20 protein-coding genes and 1 pseudogene are annotated in these 15,622 nt (G+C 69.4%); 12 read left to right on the top strand and 9 right to left on the bottom strand.

Going from position 1 to position 15,622, the window contains the following annotated elements:
* Window positions 1–108: pseudogene (locus SGCZBJ_RS25950) on the bottom strand (hypothetical protein); the annotation flags it as partial.
* Window positions 109–225: 117 nt separating this feature from the next.
* On the opposite strand from SGCZBJ_RS25950, the gene SGCZBJ_RS02085 reads away from it, so the two are divergent.
* From SGCZBJ_RS02085 to SGCZBJ_RS02055, 7 genes are all read left to right on the top strand, one after another.
* Window positions 226–726, top strand: a complete 501-nt coding sequence (locus SGCZBJ_RS02085; protein ID WP_101716382.1) for a DinB family protein — start codon at window positions 226–228, stop codon at window positions 724–726.
* Between the two features lie 82 nt (window positions 727–808).
* Window positions 809–1,729 (top strand): alpha/beta hydrolase, encoded by a 921-nt coding sequence (locus SGCZBJ_RS02080; protein WP_205685306.1) that lies wholly within the window; start codon window positions 809–811, stop codon window positions 1,727–1,729.
* Window positions 1,730–1,785: 56 nt separating this feature from the next.
* Window positions 1,786–2,256 (top strand): SRPBCC domain-containing protein, encoded by a 471-nt coding sequence (locus SGCZBJ_RS02075; RefSeq protein ID WP_101716380.1) that lies wholly within the window; start codon window positions 1,786–1,788, stop codon window positions 2,254–2,256.
* Window positions 2,253–2,714, top strand: coding sequence for an iron-sulfur cluster assembly scaffold protein (locus tag SGCZBJ_RS02070; protein WP_101716379.1), 462 nt, complete (start codon window positions 2,253–2,255; stop codon window positions 2,712–2,714). Before SGCZBJ_RS02075 ends, SGCZBJ_RS02070 begins: the two co-directional genes overlap by 4 nt.
* Window positions 2,715–2,767: 53 nt before the next feature.
* Window positions 2,768–3,022 (top strand): membrane protein insertion efficiency factor YidD, encoded by a 255-nt coding sequence (gene yidD / locus SGCZBJ_RS02065; RefSeq protein WP_101716378.1) that lies wholly within the window; start codon window positions 2,768–2,770, stop codon window positions 3,020–3,022.
* Window positions 3,019–4,995 (top strand): threonine--tRNA ligase, encoded by a 1,977-nt coding sequence (gene thrS, locus SGCZBJ_RS02060; protein WP_101716377.1) that lies wholly within the window; start codon window positions 3,019–3,021, stop codon window positions 4,993–4,995. The genes yidD and thrS overlap by 4 nt, the downstream gene beginning before the upstream one ends.
* A gap of 1 nt (window position 4,996) precedes the next feature.
* Window positions 4,997–5,920 carry a glycosyltransferase family 2 protein gene (locus tag SGCZBJ_RS02055; protein WP_101716376.1) on the top strand — a complete coding sequence of 308 codons (924 nt, stop codon included), beginning with the start codon at window positions 4,997–4,999 and terminating at the stop codon, window positions 5,918–5,920.
* On the opposite strand, the gene SGCZBJ_RS02050 is transcribed toward SGCZBJ_RS02055, so the two are convergent.
* From SGCZBJ_RS02050 to SGCZBJ_RS02030, 5 genes are all read right to left on the bottom strand, one after another.
* On the bottom strand, window positions 5,917–6,459 hold the full coding sequence (locus tag SGCZBJ_RS02050; RefSeq protein WP_101716375.1) for a DUF4166 domain-containing protein: 543 nt from the start codon (window positions 6,457–6,459) through the stop codon (window positions 5,917–5,919). The genes SGCZBJ_RS02055 and SGCZBJ_RS02050 overlap by 4 nt on opposite strands.
* The gene (locus SGCZBJ_RS02045) at window positions 6,456–6,890 is read right to left on the bottom strand and encodes a thiol-disulfide oxidoreductase DCC family protein (RefSeq protein ID WP_101716374.1); all 435 of its coding nucleotides are present in this window, start codon (window positions 6,888–6,890) and stop codon (window positions 6,456–6,458) included. The genes SGCZBJ_RS02050 and SGCZBJ_RS02045 overlap by 4 nt, the downstream gene beginning before the upstream one ends.
* A complete protein-coding gene (locus tag SGCZBJ_RS02040) occupies window positions 6,887–7,444 on the bottom strand; it encodes an SRPBCC family protein (protein WP_101716373.1) in 558 nt (185 codons plus the stop codon). The genes SGCZBJ_RS02045 and SGCZBJ_RS02040 overlap by 4 nt, the downstream gene beginning before the upstream one ends.
* Before the next feature lie 50 nt (window positions 7,445–7,494).
* Entirely contained in the window at window positions 7,495–8,484 is a 990-nt protein-coding gene (galE, locus tag SGCZBJ_RS02035) for a UDP-glucose 4-epimerase GalE (RefSeq protein WP_101716372.1), read from the bottom strand.
* Between the two features lie 90 nt (window positions 8,485–8,574).
* Complete coding sequence (locus tag SGCZBJ_RS02030) at window positions 8,575–9,465, bottom strand: isoaspartyl peptidase/L-asparaginase family protein (RefSeq protein ID WP_101716371.1); 891 nt, start codon at window positions 9,463–9,465, stop codon at window positions 8,575–8,577.
* 122 nt (window positions 9,466–9,587) lie between these two features.
* Here SGCZBJ_RS02030 and SGCZBJ_RS02025 point away from each other — a divergent pair, with 122 nt between their 5' ends.
* The 4 genes from SGCZBJ_RS02025 (at window position 9,588) to SGCZBJ_RS02010 (ending at window position 13,047) form a co-directional block, all read left to right on the top strand.
* Window positions 9,588–10,586: an NADPH:quinone oxidoreductase family protein gene (locus SGCZBJ_RS02025; protein ID WP_101716370.1), complete on the top strand. Its 999-nt coding sequence runs from the start codon at window positions 9,588–9,590 to the stop codon at window positions 10,584–10,586.
* 335 nt (window positions 10,587–10,921) lie between these two features.
* Window positions 10,922–11,830 (top strand): WecB/TagA/CpsF family glycosyltransferase, encoded by a 909-nt coding sequence (locus SGCZBJ_RS02020; RefSeq protein WP_101716369.1) that lies wholly within the window; start codon window positions 10,922–10,924, stop codon window positions 11,828–11,830.
* Between the two features lie 21 nt (window positions 11,831–11,851).
* Window positions 11,852–12,067, top strand: a complete 216-nt coding sequence (locus SGCZBJ_RS02015; protein ID WP_101716368.1) for a hypothetical protein — start codon at window positions 11,852–11,854, stop codon at window positions 12,065–12,067.
* An 89-nt stretch (window positions 12,068–12,156) separates the two neighbouring features.
* A complete protein-coding gene (locus SGCZBJ_RS02010) occupies window positions 12,157–13,047 on the top strand; it encodes an SDR family NAD(P)-dependent oxidoreductase (RefSeq protein WP_101716367.1) in 891 nt (296 codons plus the stop codon).
* 6 nt (window positions 13,048–13,053) lie between these two features.
* Here SGCZBJ_RS02010 and SGCZBJ_RS02005 read toward each other — a convergent pair whose 3' ends face one another.
* Window positions 13,054–13,938 carry a LysR family transcriptional regulator gene (locus SGCZBJ_RS02005; RefSeq protein ID WP_205685305.1) on the bottom strand — a complete coding sequence of 295 codons (885 nt, stop codon included), beginning with the start codon at window positions 13,936–13,938 and terminating at the stop codon, window positions 13,054–13,056.
* 110 nt (window positions 13,939–14,048) lie between these two features.
* Here SGCZBJ_RS02005 and SGCZBJ_RS02000 point away from each other — a divergent pair, with 110 nt between their 5' ends.
* A complete protein-coding gene (locus SGCZBJ_RS02000; protein ID WP_205685304.1) occupies window positions 14,049–14,498 on the top strand; it encodes a VOC family protein in 450 nt (149 codons plus the stop codon).
* Here the strand turns inward: SGCZBJ_RS02000 and SGCZBJ_RS01995 are convergent.
* Complete coding sequence (locus tag SGCZBJ_RS01995; protein ID WP_101716365.1) at window positions 14,486–15,463, bottom strand: NAD-dependent epimerase/dehydratase family protein; 978 nt, start codon at window positions 15,461–15,463, stop codon at window positions 14,486–14,488. The two genes, SGCZBJ_RS02000 and SGCZBJ_RS01995, sit on opposite strands and share 13 nt — an antisense overlap.
* Window positions 15,460–15,622 (bottom strand): UDP binding domain-containing protein (locus SGCZBJ_RS01990; RefSeq protein ID WP_240621393.1); only part of this gene is annotated, 163 nt, incomplete at its 5' end. The genes SGCZBJ_RS01990 and SGCZBJ_RS01995, both read right to left, overlap by 4 nt.

Raw genomic sequence — 15,622 nt, 5'->3', positions numbered from 1 at the left:
ACCTCTCCCATAGGGAGAGGGAGGGGCCCGCCGCGGAGCGGTGGGAGGGTGAGGGGTTACGAGGTCTGACGGCGTGCCGGCTCTCCGTCGGACGCCGTAACCCCTCACCCCGACCCTCTCCCTATGGGAGAGGGAGTATGCCGTCCGCCGCCTTGCGCCACCCCTGAAGCTGCGCCATCTCCGGACCCGGGCGCCCGCAACTCGCCCGAGTCCGGAGCCGACCGCATGCGCGACTACTTCACCCTGATGGCCGGCTACAACGCCTGGGCCAACGCCCGCCTGCTGGAGGCCTGCGAGGCTCTGCCGGCCGGGGCCTTCACCGCCGAGCGCGGCGGGTTCTTCGGCTCGATCGCCGGGACCCTGAACCACCTCCTGGTCACCGACCGCATCTGGACGGCGCGCCTGGCCGGAACGCCGCTGCCGCCCTATGGGCTCGACACCCTGCTGTTCGACGACCTCGCGCAACTGCGCGCCGCTCGCGACGTCGAGGACGCGGGGCTGGTCGCCTATGTCGCCGGCCTCACCGACGAGGCCTGCGCCGCGCAGTTCCGCTGGGTGCGCAAGGCCGACGGCGTCGAGGTGGTCGGCCCGCTGTGGAAGACCTTGGCCCACCTCTTCAACCACCAGACCCACCATCGCGGCCAGGCCCACGACCTGATCGGCCAGGCCGGGATCGCCCCGCCGTCGCTGGACCTGCCCGTCTACCAGCGCGAGGCCGGGGTCTGAGGCCAGCTCCGCGCTCGCCAAGGCCGAGTTTCGCCCCATTCGCCCCTAGGGTGCCCCGGTGCAGCTTTCAGGGGAGTCGGGGATGCGGACGTTTGGACTGGCGATGACGCTGCTGGCGGCGGGCGTGCTGTCGGCCTGCACCGAAAAGGCCGACGCCCAATCGCCGCCGCCGGCTGCGGCCGTCTCGGTCGAGGGCGGTCCCTACGTCCTGAGGGGCACCCAGGTCTGGACCGTGCCGGATCCCGTTTCGGGCCGCGACTACGAGGTCTTTGTCAGCCTGCCGGCCAGCTACGAGGCCAGCCCCCAGCGGCGCTATCCGGTGGTCTTCGTCACCGACGCCGACTACGCCTTTCCGATCATCCGCCAGGTCGCCCGACGGGTGAACCTGGACGGGCCCGTGATCGAGGAGTTCATCCTCGTGGGCCTGTCCTATTCGCGCGGCGACAATGGCGTCGTCAGCCGTAACCGCGACTACACGCCCACGTCCAACGGACCTCGCAACGCCAGCGCCACCGTCCACGGCCAGGGCCCCGCCTACCAGGCCTACCTGAAGAGCCAGGTGATCCCCTTCGTCGAGGGCCGCTTCCGCGCCGATCCGGCCCGACGGGTGCTGCTGGGTCATTCCTACGGCGGCCTGCTGGGCGCGCAGGTCCTGTTCACCGACCCGGCGATGTTCCACGCCTATGTGCTGGGCAGTCCGTCCTTCTGGTTCGACAAGCGCCACATCATGACGATGGAGGCCGACTACGCCCGCACGCACAAGGATTTGCCGGCCGACGTCTTCATGTACGTCGGCGGCTACGAGGCGCCGGGGCCCAGCTCGCGCAACACCTCCGGCCCCGACATGGTCGCTGATGTGAAGACCATGGAGCAGGTGCTGAAGTCGCACGGCTATCCGGGCCTGAAGGTGCGCTCGACCGTGCTTGCGGGCGAGGATCACCTGACCGTAGCCCCGGTCGGCTTTACCCGCGCCCTGATGGCCGTGCTACCGGCCAAGCCCTGATGACGGGATCAATTCACGCCTGTAGCTCCACCCCCTGGATGTGCTAGATCGCCAGCATGAAACGCGCCGTCGAGCACCGTATCGGGGTCCAGGCCCCCGCCGAGATCGTCTGGGAAGTCGTGTCCGAGTTCGAGCGCTGGCACGAGTGGAACCCGCTCTACGTCAAGGCCGCCGGCCAGCTGAAGATCGGCACCGCCCTGACCTTGGAAGAAGCCATCGGCGATCGCCCGGTCAAGGTGATCCAGCCGGTCGTCCAGGACTGGGTGCCGTTCGAGCAGCTGCACTGGCGTTCGCAACGCCTGGGCGGCTTCGTCACGGCCATCCGCTATCTGGAAGTCGAGAACATGGGCCCTGGCAACGCCACCTTCTCGAACGGCGAGCTGTTCATGGGCCTCCTGGTCAAGTGGATCTCCAAGGACGAGCGCCGCGCCCTGAAGGCGGCCTTCACGGCCATGGGCGAGGCGGTGCGCGACCGCGCCGAGGCCCTCTGGCAGGCGCGCGCGGCCGCCCCATCTGAAGCCGGATGATCGACGATCTCTACAGCGCCCGCATCCTGACGCTCGTGGCCAACATGCCGCGGGCCGGGCGCCTGGCCGCGCCCGACGCGAGCGCCGACCGCACGGCCAAGCTGTGCGGCAGCCGGATCATCGTCGACGTCGTGGTCGAGGACGGCAAGGTCGCCGACTTCGCCCAGGAGGTCACGGCCTGCGCCCTGGGCCAGGCCAGCGCCGCGGTGCTGGGCGCCCATGTGATCGGGGCGGACCTCGCCGAACTTGAGTTGGCCCGCGACGCCCTGGCCGCTATGCTGAAAACGAACGGTCCGCACCCTGCGGGCCGCTTTGCGGAGCTCGCCGTGCTGGAGCCGGTCAAGGACTATCCCGCCCGTCACGCCTCGACGCTTCTGGCGTTCGAGGCCGCGGTCGAGGCTGTCCGTAAGGCCACAGGGTCGACCCAAACGCGAACTAGCAGCGCCGGCGCCGCTTGATCGGTTTCTCGCGGGTGCGATAAGTGCCCGACTCCGTTCGCGAAAGCGCCGGCATGAGCCTTTATCACCGCGTCGTCGACTTCGGCCTGCGCGCCTACAAGTTGACGCTCTCGCCTCTCATCGGGCGCCAGTGCCGCTATCTGCCGACCTGTTCGGAGTATGCGGCCCAGGCGCTCAAGGATCACGGACCCGCCAAGGGGTCCTGGCTCGCTCTGCGACGGATTTGCCGATGCAATCCGTTCGGGGGCTGGGGATACGACCCGCCGCCCCCGCCGCGCGAGCCGCGCAAGTGGATGTGTGAAGAATGATCGATCTGGTTTTCCCCGACGGCTCCTCCCGTCAGTACCCCGACGGCTCGACGGGGCGGGACGTGGCCGCGGCCATTTCCAAGTCGCTTGAGAAGAAGGCCCTGCTGATCAAGCTGGACGGCCAGGTGCTGGACCTCGACCGCGCCCTGACGCCCGACCTGCTGACCGGCGAGCGCAAGTTCGAGATCCTGACGCGCGACGCGCCCGAGGCCCTCGACACCATCCGCCACGACACCGCCCACGTGCTGGCCGAGGCCGTGCAGGAGCTGTTCCCCGGCACCCAGGTGACGATCGGCCCGAACGTCGAGGACGGCTTCTACTACGACTTCGCCCGCGACGAGCCGTTCAGCCTGGACGACCTGGCGACGATCGAAAAGCGCATGAAGGAGATCGTCGACCGCGACGAGAAGATCACGCGCGAGGTCTTGGACCGCGACGAGGCCATCAAGCACTTCGACGAGATCGGCGAGCAATACAAGGCCCAGATCATCCGCGACCTGCCGGGCACGGACACGATCACGGTCTATCGCCAGGGGAACTGGAAGGACCTTTGCCGCGGCCCGCACCTGCCGTCGACCAAGCATGTGGGCAAGGCCTTCAAGCTGACCAAGCTGGCCGGCGCCTACTGGCGCGGCGACCAGAACAACGCCCAGCTGCAACGGATCTACGGCACGAGCTGGGCCTCGGAGGCCGACCTCGAAGCCTATCTGAAGCGCATTGAGGAAGCCGAGAAGCGCGACCACCGCAAGTTGGGCAAGTCGCTGGGTCTCTTCCACATGCAGGAAGAGGGCCGGGGCATGGTCTTTTGGCATCCCAAGGGCTGGAAGCTGTGGCAGAACCTCGAAGCCTACATGCGCCGCAGCCTCGACCGCGCCGGCTATATCGAGGTCAAGACGCCCCAGGTCCTGGACAAGACCTTCTGGGAAAACTCCGGCCACTGGGACAAGTACCGCGCCAACATGTTCGTCTGCGAGACGGTCGAAGGCGAGATCCTGTCCCTCAAGCCGATGAACTGCCCGGGCCACGTGCAGATCTGGAACGTCGGCCAGCGTTCGTACCGCGAACTGCCGATGCGCATGGCCGAGTTCGGCGCCTGCCACCGCTACGAGCCGTCGGGCGCCCTGCACGGCCTGATGCGGGTGCGCGCCTTCACCCAGGACGACGCCCACATCTTCTGCCGCGAGGACCAGATCGTCGAGGAGACCGAGCGCTTCATCCGTCTGACGCGGATGATCCACGCCGATCTCGGCATGACGACCAAGTACGTCGCCCTGGCCACGCGTCCGGAGCTGCGCGCCGGCACGGACGAGTTCTGGGACAAGGCCGAGGGCATGCTGGCCGAGGCCGCGCGCCTGGCTGGCGTCGAGCCGGTGATCGCCGAGGGCGACGGCGCCTTCTACGCGCCCAAGCTCGACTTCATCGTCCAGGACGCCATCGGTCGCGAATGGACCTGCGGCACGCTGCAACTCGACTACGTTCTACCGGAACGTTTGGGCGCCGAGTACGTTGCCGAAGATGGATCCAAGAAGCGGCCGGTGATGCTGCATCGCGCGATCCTGGGGTCGTTCGAGCGGTTCATCGGTATTCTATTGGAAAACTACGCGGGCCACCTGCCGCTTTGGCTGGCGCCGACGCAAATCGTTGTGGCGACGATTACGTCGGACGCTGACGATTACGCGCGCACTGTCGTTGAGCGGTTGACGGCAGCGGGATTGCGCGCGGAGGTCGACCTGCGTAACGAGAAGATCAATTACAAGATTCGCGAGCACAGTCTCGCCAAGGTTCCTGTGATCGCGGTGGTCGGACGTAAGGAAGCGGAGACGGGGCAAGTGGCCCTGCGGCGCCTGGGCGGCGAGGGTCAGCAGATCCTTTCGCTCGACGAAGCGCTGTCCATCCTCGTCCAGGAAGCCACGCCCCCCGACCTCGCTCGCGCCCGCGCGCCGCAATCCACGCGGGAGCCTGTCCAGGTCTGACATGAACAGCATTCTCCCGTCCTTTACGGTGCTCGCCGCAGGCGCGCGTCCCGCCAAGCCCTTGGTCTCGGTGGTGATGGTCGTCTATTGGACGGGAGAAGCGCTGGTCGAAAGCATCCGCCACGTGCTGGCCGAGCCGATGGTCGACGAGTTCGTCATCGTCGACAACGGCTCGCCGCCGGAAGACGTCGACATGCTGCGGGCGCTGGGCCTGACCGAGCCGCGCGTCCAGTTGGTGCAGGGCCACGGCAATGTCGGCTTCGCCAAGGGCGCCAATCTCGGCGCCTCGGTGGCGCAGGGCGAATACCTGATCTTCCTCAATCCCGACGCCAACCTGCAACCCGACTGCGTGCCGTCCATGGTCTCGGCCTTCCGCGGCCAGCCGGTGCCGACCGTGATGGGCGCTCGGGTCATGAATATCGACGGCACCGAGCAACGGGGCGGCCGCCGCGGCGAAGTGACGCCGGTCACCACACTGCTCAGCCTGTCGCAGCTCAGCCAGAAGGTTGCGCGCTTCAAGCGCTTCGAGATCCACCGCGAACACGAGCCGCTGCCGGCCGAGCCGACCCAGATGCCGACCATCTCCGGCGCCTGCTTCGCCCTCCGGCGTTCGGATTTCGATTCCCTGGCCGGCTTCGATGAAGGCTATTTCCTGCACGTCGAGGACGTCGACCTGTGCTGGCGTGCTCGCCAGGCCGGGGGGCAGGTGCTGTTCCATCCGAACGCGCGGGTCATTCACCTGGGCCACACCAGCCTGGAACATCCGGTCAAGGTCGAGTTCCACAAGGGCGTGGGCCTGGCGCGCTATTTCATCAAGCGGGCCGACAACATCCAGCGCTACGTGCTGGCGGTGATGCTGGCCCCGCTGATCCTGGGCCTGTCGGTCTGCCGCCCCGCGATCAACGCCCGCCTGCGCAAGGGCTAGTCGCCGATCGGCCGGTCCAGCCGGCCGGCATAGCCGAAGATCACGCCCAGCCACGGATGGGCGACCAGCACGCTGAAGCGGTAGGCTCCGTCGCGCTCGAAGATCCGCGCCCGGCTGCGCGGCGCCCAGGCGGAGGGCAGGGGCAATGGGCCCAGCCGCCAGCCCTCGAAGATCCAGCAGAAGCCGTCCGCATAGGGCTCGGCATGGAAGCGGTAGGTTAGCAGGCCGACCGTCTCCTCGAAGGCGTGCGGGTCGTCGGCCGCCGGGGCGACGCGCGAGGTGAAGGTCCGATCGCCGAACCGGCGCGTCCAGGCTTCGTCGCCGGCGGCCAGGGGCGCGATCTCAACCGTCGTGTCGTGGACGCCGGGGCCCGGCAGGTCCTGCAATCGCCGGACAAGGGCGGCGACACCGCGGTCGCCCCGCGCCCGGGCCCGACCGTGAAGGCTCACCGCCCGCCGGCCCTGGTGGGCGGCGCGCACCTCGGCGGGAAGGTCCGCGAAGGCCTCGCCCAGCGCGCGCGGGAAGAGGCCATGGCTCATGCCGTCGGCGGTTCCAGCACGAAACGGGTCCGCTGGGCCGGTGTCGGGACCATGCAGGTCGAGCGCTTGCCCATCAGCCGATAGCGGTTGGCGGCCAGCCAATCGTATCCGCCGTCCAGCCAGGTCTTGGGCAGCAGGCCGACCACGGCCGCCAGTCCCGACCACGGCGCGCCCAGCCGGCGCAGCAGGGCCAGGATCGCGGCGCTCTTCTCAAGGGCCTTGCCGTCGTCGAGATAGAGGAAGCTGGCCGGATGGTCCGGATCGATCCCATGGGCGATCGCCAGAGCCCGGCCATAGTCCGACTGGATCGGCGTGAAGCGCATGATCCCCTTGCGGTCGATGGCCAGCACCGCCCGCACCGAGCCCGAGCACAGGTTGCACACCCCGTCGAACAGCCACAGCGGCTCTGGCGCGGTTACGGGTGCGCTCATGGGCGGGGCTCCAGGCATTCGCGCTTCAGGGCCTGCAAGGCGGCGGGCACGTCGCGCCGCATGGCCGCCGCCGCCATGCCGGCCGGCAGGCCGAACGGCGCGCTGACCTTGTTCTCGTAGACCACCCGGGTGGCGGCCCCGTCGTCCAGCGGGCTCAGCAGCCACTGGCCCTCGCAGTCGTCGATGTCGCCGCCGATGCAGCGGAAGCCGATGCGCCGGCCCGGCTCCAGCTCCAGCCGCGACACCGAGCGCAGCATCGGCGAGAACAGGCCGCGCTTGATCCAGTGCTCGCGGGTCTCGGTCCGGCCGTCGGGCGAGCGCTCCAGCACCGTGCAGCGCTTGACGCTGGGCGTCATGCGCTCGGCCAGGCGGCAGTCGAGGATGGTGCGCCATACGCGCTCGGGCGGGGCGGGAATGTCGATCGCCGCCCGCACCTCGCCGCGTCCGTCGGCCCCGGCCCGCACCTTGGCCGTCACGCCGCCCGCCATGTCGCCGCCCGCGACCGCCGGAGGCGTCGCGGCCAGCCAGATCAGGGCGAGGGCCAGGCCATGCATGGACCTACGCTAGAAGGTTTCCACCCTCGCGGGAAAGCCGCTTTCGCGCTTCAGCGCTTCAGCGTGGCCGCGCCGCCTGCGTGCCAGGCCCAGGCATGCTCGATGATGTCGTCCAGCCCATACCGCGGGGTCCAGCCAAGCAGCTCGCGCGCCTTGCTGTTGTCGGCCACCAGGCTGGGGGCGTCGCCGTCACGGCGCGGGGCCGGCTCGAGCGGGAAGGGACGGTTCGAGCGGCGTTCGATGGCGCCGATCAGTTCCTTGACCGTGGTGCCCGTGCCGGTGCCCAGGTTGAACGCCGCGCTCTCCTTGTCCGCCAGCAGCCACTTCAGCGCCGCCACGTGGGCGTCCGCCAGGTCCAGCACGTGGATGTAGTCGCGCACGCAGGTGCCGTCGCGGGTGTCGTAGTCGCTGCCGAACAGCATGAACTTGTCGCGCTCGCCGCGCGCCGCGGCGATGGCCAGGGGGATGGCGTGGGTCTCGGGTTCGTGCTTCTCGCCGATGCGGCCTTCCGGGTCGGCGCCGGCGGCGTTGAAATAGCGCAGCGCCACCGAGCGGAAGCCCTTGTAGCGGTCCATGTCGCGCAGGATCTCCTCGACCATCAGCTTGCTGCGGCCGTACGGATTGAGCGGCGCCTGCGGATGGCTTTCGTCCATCGGCACCCGCACCGGCGCGCCGTAGGTGGCGCAGGTCGACGAGAACACCAGCTTGTTGACGCCCGCGCGGCGGGCGGCCTCGATCAGGGTGATCGCGCCGCCGACATTGTTGCCGTAGAACGGACCGGGCTCGGCGACCGAGAAGCCGACCTCGATGAAGGCGGCGAAGTGGATCACCGCCGCGGGCCTGTGCTTGGCGAAGACCTCGTCGAGGCGGGCGGCGTCGTTGATGTCGCCCACTTCCAGCGGACCCCACTGGACGAAGCTTTTCCAGCCGTTCGACAGGTTGTCGTAGACCACGGGCGTGTAGCCGGCCTCGGCCAGTCGCAGGCAGGTATGCGAGCCGATATAGCCCGCGCCGCCGGCCACGAGGATGGCTTGGCTCAAGGTCGCGCTCCGATTTCCATTATGAGTCCGCAGGTTGCCCCGCCCTCCTTCTTGGCGCGGGATCGGGCGGGGTCAAGGGGGTAGGCCAGATCAGAAGGCCTCGGCCAGGATCGTCCCGTCGGGCATCAGGGCCGCGCGCTTCAGGCCGCTGGAGGCGAAGGGCATGGCGACATTGCCGTCGCGGTCCACCGACACCAGGCCGCCGTGGCCGCCCAGGTCGGCGACGCCCTGGATGGCGCCGGCCGCCGCCTCGTCCAGGTCCTGGCCGCCGAAGCGGATGCGGTGGGCGATCTGCGCGCCTACGGCCGTGCGGATGAAATACTCGCCCTGGCCGGTGCACGACACCGCCGCCCAGTCGTCGGCCCAGGCTCCGGCGCCGATGATCGGGCTGTCGCCGACCCGGCCGGGCAGCTTGCCGAACACGCCGGCGGTCGAGGTGGCGGCGGCCAGGCGGCCGTCCTGGTCCAAGGCCACGCAGCCGACGGTGCCGGTGGGCAGGCCGCCCATGGGAGAGGAGGGCGGGGCGTTGTCCTCGAAGGCGCCGGCGCGGGTGTAGTAGGTCTCGGGATCCGAGATCGTCTCCAGGCCCTGGGCGCGGGCGAAGGCCATGGCGCCCTCGCCGGCCAGCATCACGTGCGGGGTCTGGTCCATCACCGCCCGGGCGGCGCGGATCGGGCTGGCGAAGCCTTGCAGCGCGGCCACCGAGCCGGCGCGGCTGGTGGCGCCGTCCATCAGGCTGGCGTCCAGCTCGTACTCGCCGTCGGCGTTGGGCGAGGCGCCCTTGCCGGCGATGTAGAGGCCCGAGGCCTCCAGGGCCGCCACGGTCTCGACCACCACGTCCAGGGCGCTGGCGCCCGCCGCCAGCCGCTCGCGGCCGGCCTCGATCAGGCCGCGCATGTGGGCGATCTCGACCGAGTAGTCATGGCCGCGCTTGGCGCCGGCGCCGCCGTGCAGGGCGAGGGTAAAACGTTTGTTTGACATTTGGCTTTCTCGGCCGTGCGGCGTGGGTTAGCGTCGGGTTTCTAAAGCGCAACAGCCAAAAGTGTGAGCGGTTTTGGCGGCCGTTGCGCGCTCTTAAAACCAAGAAATGCGGGAGAAGCGAGATGAAGGCGGTGCTCAGCAAGGCGGTCGGCGGACCCGAGACCCTGGTGCTGGAAGACCTGCCCGATCCGGTCCCCGCGCCCGGCCAGGTGCTGATCGACGTCAAGGCCTGCGGGGTCAACTATCCCGACCTGCTGATCATCCAGGACATGTACCAGTTCAAGCCGCAGCGCCCCTTCGCCCCCGGCGGCGAGGTGTCGGGCGTGGTCGCGGCCCTGGGCGAGGGCGTCACCAGCCTGTCGGTCGGCCAGCGGGTGCTGGCGTCGACCGGCTGGGGCGGCATGGCCGACAAGCTGGCCGTCGAGGCCGCGCGCTGCACGCCGATCCCCGACGCCATGCCCTTCGACGAGGCCTCGGCCTTCATCCTGACCTACGGCACCTCGTACTACGCCCTGAAGGACCGCGGCTTCCTCAAGCCGGGCCAGACCCTGCTGGTGCTCGGCGCGGCCGGGGGCGTGGGCCTGGCCGCGGTGGAGCTGGGCAAGGCCATGGGCGCGCGGGTCATCGCCGCCGCCTCCAGCCAGGAGAAGGTGGACCTGGCCATCTCACGCGGCGCCGACGCCGGCGTCGTCTACGCCCGCGGCCCGTTCGACAAGGACGGCCAGAAGGCCCTGGCCGACCAGCTGAAGGCCGCCTGCGGGCCCAATGGCTGGGACGTGGCCTACGACGCGGTCGGCGGGGACTATTCCGAAGCCACCATCCGGGCCGCCGGCTGGGGCGGCCGCATGCTGGTGATCGGCTTCCCGTCGGGCATCCCGAAAATCCCGCTGAACCTCACCCTGCTGAAGTCGTGCGACATCGTCGGCGTGTTCTGGGGCGCGGCCGTGGCCCGGGACCCGGCCGGCCACGCCGCCAATGTCCGCGAGCTGATGGACCTCTACGCCGCCGGCAAGATCAGGCCGTACGTCTCCGAGCGCTTCCCGCTGGAGAAAGCCGGCGACGCCATCGCCCACCTGGCCAGCCGCAAGGCCATGGGCAAGGTCGTGGTGACGGTGGAGTAGGGCTCCGTCAACGCCGCCTCGCACCTACTGCGTCATCCCGGAAGCGGCGCAGCCGTTATCCGGGACCCAGGCGACTTGGCGCGGCGTTAATCGCCGCTGCCCGTCCGCTCGGTTCGGCGTTGTGCGCACGGCGCCTGGGGCCCGTGCTCTCGCTTGCGCTTGGCCGGGATGACGGGGCGGTCGTGGTTAAGTCTTCGCAAATCACCTGCCTGCCGTCCCGTTCTGAAACAACAGTAAAATCATACGGTTAAACGGTCGGTAAGGACGTCCCTTAGCAAAGCGGTGAGATCAACTGAGCTATTGCTGCTCTTCGAATAGTCGGAGGCGGCGTTCAGATGTTCCTTCCTGCTCGCGACGCGTTTCCCGTGGAGACGCGCCGCCCGTACCGTATGAACCGGCGTCCCGAGGAGCGCGTGAAGGTGCTCGGGGGCGAGATGGATCTCGTGCGCCCCGAGGAGGTCTTCCACTTCGTGGCGGGCCGGATCGCGGGCGGCAAGGGCGCGATCGTCGCCAACCACAACCTGCACAGCCTGTATCTGCTGCAGAAGGACCCGCAGGTCGTCGACTTCTTCAAGGCCGCCGAACTGATCGAGGTCGACAGCGTGCCGCTGATCTTCTGGGCGCGCATCGTCGGCCGGGCCAGCCGCCGCTTCCACCGCTGCACCTATCTCGACTGGCGCAACGACTTCTGGGCCCGCGCCACCAAGGAAAACTGGAAGGTGTTCTTCGTCGGCGGCGCTCCGGGCGTGGCTGATGCGGCGCTGGAAAACATCCGCCGCGACTGGCCGAACGCCCAGGTCGAGAGCCATCAGGGCTATTTCGACGTCACCGATGGCTCGGCGGAAAACGAGGCGGTGGTCGCCAGGATCAAGGCCTACAAGCCCGACATCCTGTTCGTCGGCATGGGCATGCCGCGCCAGGAGAAGTGGCTGCTGGAAAACCACAAGAAGCTCGACCCCTGCGTCGGCTTCACGGTCGGCGGCGCCTTCGACTACGAGGCCGGGGTGCAGCTGGCCGCACCGCGCTGGATGGGCCAGGTGGGCATGGAATGGCTGTTCCGGCTGATGGCCGATCCCGAGCGGCTGTTCACCCGCTACTGCGTCGAGCCCTGGCACCTGTTCGGTCCGGCCATGGTCGATGCGCGCAACGCCCTTGCGCGGCAGCTGAAGCCGGGCAAAAAGAAGAACGCCGTTCCGCCGGAGGCCGCCTATCGGCGCGCCACCGATCTCGCGCTCAAGCCTTAACCTGACGTCCGTGGGGGACCCATGGGTTTGAAGATCGAAAAGAAGCCGCGTCGTCGCGCCGCCGAGCGGCCCAACGCCTGGCAGCGGGTCTGCGCCATCTTCGGCCTGGCCGGCCTGGTGCTGGCCTGGGCGGTGATGCTGGTTCCGTGCGCCCTGTGGCTGCTGTTCAGCCTGGTCGTTCGCCGCCCTCAGGGGCGCTCGCCGTTCGGCCGCGCCTCGGCCGCTGACGCCGCGTAAGGCTGGCCGCACGCGGCGGCCCGTCCCATGATCCTCCCGCGTAAAGCGGCCCGCCTCCAGAGGCCGCGCGCCAAAAGGGAGGACGCCGCATGGCCGGACGTCTGGACGGCAAGGTCGCCGTCGTCACCGGAGCCTGCTCGGGCATAGGCCTGGGAACCGTCGAACTGTTCGTCGCCCAAGGCGCGAAGGTCGTCGCCGCCGACCTGCAGGCCGAAAAGGGCGCGATCCTCGAGCAGCGTTTCCCCGACGCGGTGCGCTTCGCGCGCTGCGACGTCACCGTCGAGGACGACATCGCCGCCGCCATGGGCCTGGCGACGCAGGCCTTCGGCGGGCTCGACATCCTGTTCAACAACGCCGGCCATGGCGGCGCCCACAACGGCGTGGCCGACATGACCGGCGAGGCCTGGGACGCCACCTTCGCCGTGCTGCTGCGCGGCCCGGTGCTGGGCATGAAGCACGCCCTGCCGGCCATGCGGGCGAAGGGCGGCGGCTCGATCATCAACACCGCCTCGATCGCCGGCCTGCAGGCGGGCTTCGGGCCGCTGGCCTATTCCTCGGCCAAGGCGGCGGTGATCCACATGACCCGCTGCGCGGCGGCCGAACTGTCGCCGCTGGGCGTGCGGGTCAACGCCATCTGCCCGGGCCTGATCGCCACCTCGATCTTCGGGGCCTCGATCGGCCTGCCACGCGCGGTCGCCGACCAGATGGCCGCGCGGGTGGCCGAGGTCGGGCCCAAGATCCAGCCCATCGCCAAGGCCGGCCTGCCCGAGGACATCGCCGCCGCCGCCCTCTATCTGGCCGGCGACGACAGCGCCTTCGTCAGCGGAACCCACATCGTCGTCGACGGCGGCATCACCATCGGTCCGCGCAGCAGCTGGGACACGCGCACGCCCTCGCCGATCCTGGCGGCCATGGGCGTCTCGCCCGAGCAGGCGCAGGCCATGCGCGCGACGATGATCGCGGGCCAGGCGGCTGAGTAGCGGCGCTCATCCCTCCCGGCAGGCTTCGAGCAGAGCTTCGCGCAGCCGACGGTGTCCGGGGTCGAAGTCACGCCGCGCATGCCACGCCATGACCAGCGGAATGGGAGCGACCTCGAACGGTACGTCGGTGACGACCAGGTCGCCGGACGGTGAGGCCGGAAGACTGCGCCGCGCCGCCGTCAGCACCAGGTCGGCGCCGTCGATCAGGGCCGGCGCCACCGACCAGTGCGGCAGGGTGACGGCGATGCTTCTCGCCCGGCCAGCGGCGGCCAGCGCGATGTCGACCTCGCCGACATCGCGCGGCGAGGCGGCCACGGCGACGTGGGGTCTCGCCAGATAGGCTTCCAGCGTCATCGGCGCGGGCCCTGCGCGACGGTCATGCAGACAGGCGAAGTGGTCGTTCAGCAGCGGCGCGAACGACAGGCCCTCGGCCACGGACTTGTCGCGGTCCGGATAGACGCCCACCGCCAGGTCGATCTCGCCGGCCTCGAGGGCGGCGAGAGCGGCTCGGCGACCCAGGGCCAGCAGGCTGAGCTGCGTTCCCGGCGACCGGCGCCGCAGCTCCCGCGTCAGCGACGGCAGCAGGGCCTCGGCGGCGTAGTCGGACATCGACAGGTGGAAGTGCCGTTTCTGAGCGCCCGGCGCGCCTTCTGGGTCGCCCAGCACGCCGCCGATGACGCCCAGAGCCTCTCGCAAGGGTCCTGCGATCTCCATGGCCCGGGCCGTGGGCTCCAGCCGCCCGTCGACGCGTACGAGGATCGGATCGTCCAGCAGGTGGCGAAGCCGGCTGAGCGCGTGGCTCACCGCCGGCTGGGATCGATTGATGCGCAGGGCGGCGCGGGTGACGTGCCGCTCGGCCAGAAGGGCGTCGAGCACGACCAGAAGGTTCATGTCGACACCGTGAAGATCATTCGTCGTGCGCATGTTGTTCATGCTGACAGATCATTTCCATTCGCTCAATCGATGGCGGATCTTTGTGGCCGAGCAGAATGGAGCTGAACATGACCATCGTCGGCGACAATGACCTGGGGCTGACGCACGTGGCCCTGGTGGTTCGCGATCTCGATCGCAGCCGCAGGTTCTACGAGACGTTCGCCGGCCTGCGGATGGTTCACGCACGCGAGGCGGGCGGGGCGATCCAACGTGTGGCCTGGATGGCCGACCGCCACGGCGCCTTCGCGGTCGTGCTGGTGGAGTCGTGCGAGCTCAATGACACGCCGCTTGGCCCGTTCGGTCACCTGGGCCTGGCCTGCGCCACGCGGGACGAAGTCGATCGCCTCTGCGCGCTGGCCCAGGCCGAGGGCGTGCTGCGCTCGCCGCCCGTCGATGGCGGCCAGCCGGTCGGCTATTGGGCCTATGTCGCCGATCCCGACGGCAACACGCTGGAAGTGTCGTTCGGCCAGAAGATCCGCTTCAGCGCCTCGGGAGAGGCGTCGTTTCAGCGGCCGTAGAAGTCGGCGTACCAGGCCGCGAAGCGCTTGAGGCCTTCCTCGACGCCGACCGTGGGCCTGTAGCCGGTCAGGGCGTGCAGCTTGGAGACGTCGGCATAGGTGGCCGGCACGTCGCCCGGCTGCATCGGCAGGAACACCTTTTCCGCCTGGCGGCCGATGGCGGCCTCCAGGGCCGCGATCATGTCCATCAGGCCGACCGGGTTGCTGTCGCCGATGTTGTAGACCTCGTGCCCGCCGCGCGGCGGCGGGTTGTCGAGCACGCCGACGATGCCGTCGACGATGTCGTCGATATAGGTGAAGTCGCGGGCCATTCTGCCCTCGCCATAGACCTCGATCGGCTCGCCGCGCAGGATCTTCTGGGTGAAGCTGAAATAGGCCATGTCCGGCCGGCCCCAGGGGCCATAGACCGTGAAGAACCGCAGGCCGGCCTGCGGGAAGCCGTAGAGGCTGGCGTAGCTTTGGCTGATAAGCTCGCACGAGCGCTTGGTGGCCGCGTACAGCGACACCGGCGCCTCGGCCGGATCGGTTTCCTTGAAGCCCTCGCCGGCCAGCGGCCGCTCGCCGTAGACGCTGCTGGACGAGGCGTAGACCAGGGCCTCGACCCCGCCGTGGCGGCAGGCCTCCAGCACCGACAGGTGGCCGGCCAGGTTCGAGCGCTCGTAGGCGAAGGGGTTGTCGATCGAGTAGCGCACCCCGGCCTGGGCGGCCAGGTGGACGATCCGCCGGGCCCCCGACGATTTCACGAGCGCCAGCAGGTCCTCGTGCTCGGCGATGTCCATGCGGATCATCGAAAAGCCCGGGCGGCCCTCGAGGCGCGCGGCGCGGGCGGCCTTCAGGGCAGGGTCGTAATAGGCGTTGAAGACGTCGACGCCGATCACCGTTTCGCCGCGCGCCAGGAGGCGCTCGACCACGTGCATGCCGATGAAGCCGGCCGCGCCGGTGACGATGACGGGGCCGGCGCTCACGCCCCGCGCCCCACCGAGGCGTAGGTGAAGCCGTGGCGGACCATTTCATGCGGCTTGTAGATGTTGCGCAGGTCGACGACGACCGGGGCGGCCAGCAGGGTCTTGAGGCGCTCCAGGTCCAGGGCCCGGAACTGGTCCCACTCGGTGAGGATCAGCAGC

Source organism: Caulobacter zeae, assembly GCF_002858925.1.
Lineage (GTDB): Bacteria > Pseudomonadota > Alphaproteobacteria > Caulobacterales > Caulobacteraceae > Caulobacter > Caulobacter zeae.
Note: the sequence above shows the minus strand (reverse complement) of the source record. Positions and strands in the feature narration are given on the sequence as shown.

What these genes read in the sequence shown, in the direction of transcription:
- SGCZBJ_RS02045 (WP_101716374.1), bottom strand. Translation starts at nt 6,890, where the DNA reads ATGAGCGCACCCGTAACCGCGCCAGAGCCGCTGTGGCTGTTCGACGGG.
- SGCZBJ_RS02040 (WP_101716373.1), bottom strand. Translation starts at nt 7,444, where the DNA reads ATGCATGGCCTGGCCCTCGCCCTGATCTGGCTGGCCGCGACGCCTCCG.
- yidD (WP_101716378.1), top strand. Translation starts at nt 2,768, where the DNA reads ATGAGCCTTTATCACCGCGTCGTCGACTTCGGCCTGCGCGCCTACAAG.
- SGCZBJ_RS02015 (WP_101716368.1), top strand. Translation starts at nt 11,852, where the DNA reads ATGGGTTTGAAGATCGAAAAGAAGCCGCGTCGTCGCGCCGCCGAGCGG.
- SGCZBJ_RS02055 (WP_101716376.1), top strand. Translation starts at nt 4,997, where the DNA reads ATGAACAGCATTCTCCCGTCCTTTACGGTGCTCGCCGCAGGCGCGCGT.
- SGCZBJ_RS02005 (WP_205685305.1), bottom strand. Translation starts at nt 13,938, where the DNA reads ATGAACCTTCTGGTCGTGCTCGACGCCCTTCTGGCCGAGCGGCACGTC.
- SGCZBJ_RS02010 (WP_101716367.1), top strand. Translation starts at nt 12,157, where the DNA reads ATGGCCGGACGTCTGGACGGCAAGGTCGCCGTCGTCACCGGAGCCTGC.
- SGCZBJ_RS02000 (WP_205685304.1), top strand. Translation starts at nt 14,049, where the DNA reads ATGACCATCGTCGGCGACAATGACCTGGGGCTGACGCACGTGGCCCTG.
- SGCZBJ_RS02030 (WP_101716371.1), bottom strand. Translation starts at nt 9,465, where the DNA reads ATGTCAAACAAACGTTTTACCCTCGCCCTGCACGGCGGCGCCGGCGCC.
- SGCZBJ_RS02050 (WP_101716375.1), bottom strand. Translation starts at nt 6,459, where the DNA reads ATGAGCCATGGCCTCTTCCCGCGCGCGCTGGGCGAGGCCTTCGCGGAC.
- thrS (WP_101716377.1), top strand. Translation starts at nt 3,019, where the DNA reads ATGATCGATCTGGTTTTCCCCGACGGCTCCTCCCGTCAGTACCCCGAC.
- SGCZBJ_RS02070 (WP_101716379.1), top strand. Translation starts at nt 2,253, where the DNA reads ATGATCGACGATCTCTACAGCGCCCGCATCCTGACGCTCGTGGCCAAC.
- SGCZBJ_RS02085 (WP_101716382.1), top strand. Translation starts at nt 226, where the DNA reads ATGCGCGACTACTTCACCCTGATGGCCGGCTACAACGCCTGGGCCAAC.
- SGCZBJ_RS02075 (WP_101716380.1), top strand. Translation starts at nt 1,786, where the DNA reads ATGAAACGCGCCGTCGAGCACCGTATCGGGGTCCAGGCCCCCGCCGAG.
- SGCZBJ_RS02080 (WP_205685306.1), top strand. Translation starts at nt 809, where the DNA reads ATGCGGACGTTTGGACTGGCGATGACGCTGCTGGCGGCGGGCGTGCTG.
- SGCZBJ_RS02020 (WP_101716369.1), top strand. Translation starts at nt 10,922, where the DNA reads ATGTTCCTTCCTGCTCGCGACGCGTTTCCCGTGGAGACGCGCCGCCCG.
- SGCZBJ_RS02025 (WP_101716370.1), top strand. Translation starts at nt 9,588, where the DNA reads ATGAAGGCGGTGCTCAGCAAGGCGGTCGGCGGACCCGAGACCCTGGTG.